General features: G+C 64.3%; 2 protein-coding genes. One reads left to right on the top strand and one right to left on the bottom strand.

Annotated elements, in window-relative coordinates; genetic code table 11:
- Positions 1-124: 124 nt before the first annotated feature.
- A complete protein-coding gene (locus EN964_RS31050) occupies positions 125-1675 on the bottom strand; it encodes a trimethylamine methyltransferase family protein (RefSeq protein WP_127269036.1) in 1551 nt (516 codons plus the stop codon).
- A 90-nt stretch (positions 1676-1765) separates the two neighbouring features.
- Between EN964_RS31050 and EN964_RS31045 the strand changes: the two genes are divergently transcribed.
- Positions 1766-2668 (top strand): LysR substrate-binding domain-containing protein, encoded by a 903-nt coding sequence (locus tag EN964_RS31045; protein WP_127269035.1) that lies wholly within the window; start codon positions 1766-1768, stop codon positions 2666-2668.
- The last annotated feature ends 65 nt before the right edge of the window (positions 2669-2733 follow it).

The raw sequence follows: 2733 nt of genomic DNA, 5'->3' as shown, positions 1-2733 counted from the left end.
CGACACGACCCGCGCGTGCTTCGACCGCCATTGCCTCGATAGCGCTCGGCACGCGATCGCCACTGCTTCTGAAGAATGCCATTTTTTCCTCCCGTCTGGTTCCCTTTGATCTTGGTTCTTCGCGTCAACTGACGCTGTCCGGCAGCCTCTCCTCGCGCCGCGCGATGAAATCCATCAGGCCATCGGCGATGCCTTCGTCGAGCTTCGGCTCCTCGTAATCCGCCAGCATGTTGCGCGCCTTCTCGCGGCCGCGCGTGTCGTGGTCCTTCGCCCCTTCTGCCTTCCACTGTTCGTACGAATTGAAGTCCATGATCGAGGGTATGAAGAAGGCCGACTCGAAATGTTCGAGCGTGTGTTTGCTGCCGAGGAAATGGCCCTGCGGCCCGACTTCGCGGACCGCTGCCATCGCTTCCTTGAAATCGTCGAACGGAAGGCCGCCTGCATATTTGTACCAGCCAACCAGCTGTTCGCAGTCCGTAGCGAACTTCGAATAGCCGCAGCTCAGGCCGGCCTCCAGCCACCCGGCGGAGTGCCAGATGTAGTTGGCGCCGGCGAGGATGGCGGCATGCATCAGCATGTTGGCCTCGTAGCCCGCCTGGGCGTCGTTGAGCTTCGATCCGACATGGAAGCCTGAGGTGCGCCACGGCAGTTTGTATTTCCGCGCCAGCGCGCCCATCAGGTACATCATCTGGGCCGCCTCCGGCGTGCCGCCCATCGGAGCGCCGGTCTTCATGTCCACGGTGACCATGAACTGTCCGTAGATCTGTGGCGACCCTGGGCGCAGCAGTTGCGTGAAGGCGACGCCCGCCAGCGCTTCCGCATTGACCTGCGCGACTGCCCCGACGGCCGACGCCGAAGTCGAGGCGCCGCACAGTGCGAAGGGTGCGAGGATCAGCGGCTGGTTGCTTCGGGCATAGACCTTCATCGCGTCCAGCATGGTGGCGTCCCACACCAGCGGCGAATTGCAGTTGGTGATCGACACCAGGACCGGATTGTCGCGGACGTAATCCTCGCCGAACACGATGCCTGCCATCGCCATCGTGTCTTCCGCCCGCTCCTTGGACGTGACGATGCCCATGAACGGCTTGTCGGAATGCTTAAGCGCGGAATGGATGATGTGGAGGTGACGCTTCGGTACCGCGATTTCCATCGGCTCGCAAATGACCGAACTCGATGAATGCAGCGCCGGCGCCATGTAGGCGAGCTTGTGGAAATTGTTGAGGTCCGCGAGCGTGCCGTAGCGCCTGTTGTTGTCGAGGTCACGCACATAGGGCGCGCCATACATCGGCACGAAGATGGTATTGTTGCCGCCCACCCGCACCGTACGCTGCGGATTCCTCGCATTGAGCGTGAACTCCGGCGGGACCTTCGATACCAGTTCCATCAGCAGGGCCCGGTCGATCCGCACACGAGTTTCCGAGACATCCGCGCCCGCCGCCTTCCACAGTGCGATAGCCTCGTCGTCGCGGAATTCGCATCCCACCTCTTCGAGGATCAAGAGCGACTCCTCGTGGATCAGCTCGACCGCCTCATCGGGGACCATCTGGTAGACGGGGATCTGGCGGACCAGGGTCGGAAACGACGTTACCGGAGCTCCGCGCAGGGCCTTGCGTCCCAGGCGGCCGCCACTGCGGCGGTTGGCATGTTCGGTCACTTCAGGGGCTGGTGCGTTCATGGCAACTCCATTCCACTCATGAAGGAGCCTAACGCGACAAAATGGTGATGTGACGCTGGAAAATCCTGATCTCTTGTATAAGCTCAGCTTATGCGAAGCCTGCGCCACCTCCTGCCCTCGGCCGGCAGCCTGATCGTCTTCGAGGCGGCCGGGCGGCTGTCGAGCTTCACCGCCGCCGGGCGCGAGCTCGGCATGACGCAGGCCGCCGTCTCCTATGCCGTGCGCGGGCTGGAAGAACGGCTTGGCGCCAAGCTGTTCCAGCGCCGCCACCGCCAGGTTCTCCTGACCGAGGCCGGCGAGCGCTTCCATGCCGATGTCTCGCTCGGCCTTTCGCATATTCGCAAATCGGCGGAGGATCTGCGCCTGCAGGCAACCGGCGGTCATGTCACGCTGGCTGCCTCGACCGCGTTCGGCTCGTTCTGGATGATGCCGCGCCTGCAGCAGTTCCGCGACGAACTGCCGGGCATCGACCTGCGTATCCAGACCGCCGACCGCGACCTCGACATCATCGCGGAAGGCATTCCGCTCGGCGTGCGCGGCGGCGCGCCGCTGGACTGGCCGGACTATCACTCGTTGCCGCTGGCCGACGAGGAGATATTTCCCGTCGCCGGCACCAGTTATGCGGCAAAGTTCGGCCTGCCCCAATCCGCTGCCGAACTGGCCACGCACCGCCTCATCCATCTGGAGGAGCCGTATCGCGAGGCGGCCAGCTGGGACGAATGGTTCCAGTCGGCGGGCGCCAATCTCAGCGATACCGCGCGCGGCCTGCGCATCAACGACTACGGCCTGGTGATCCAGGGCGTCATGGAAGGCCAGGGCATCGCGCTCGGCTGGCGGCACCTCGCCGAGCGGCTGCTGGCGTCGGGCTTGCTGGTGCCGGTGACGGATCATGTGCTGAAGACCGGCAAGGCGTTCTATGTCGTCTGGCCGAAGAACCGGGAACTCAGCGACAACGCCCGCAAGGTGCGAGACTGGCTGGCGGAGCAAGCGTGAGGGGCAGCGCCTCCCAGTCCCTTGGAAGTCGGCGGGACAGCACCCCCCCGCCGCCTGCCACAGGG

This window comes from Mesorhizobium sp. M7A.F.Ca.CA.001.10.2.1, assembly GCF_003998575.1.
Taxonomy (GTDB): domain Bacteria; phylum Pseudomonadota; class Alphaproteobacteria; order Rhizobiales; family Rhizobiaceae; genus Mesorhizobium.
Note: the sequence above shows the minus strand (reverse complement) of the source record. Positions and strands in the feature narration are given on the sequence as shown.

Coding starts and splice junctions, on each gene's coding strand:
- EN964_RS31050 (WP_127269036.1), bottom strand. CDS start 1,675: ATGAACGCACCAGCCCCTGAAGTGACCGAACATGCCAACCGCCGCAGT.
- EN964_RS31045 (WP_127269035.1), top strand. CDS start 1,766: ATGCGAAGCCTGCGCCACCTCCTGCCCTCGGCCGGCAGCCTGATCGTC.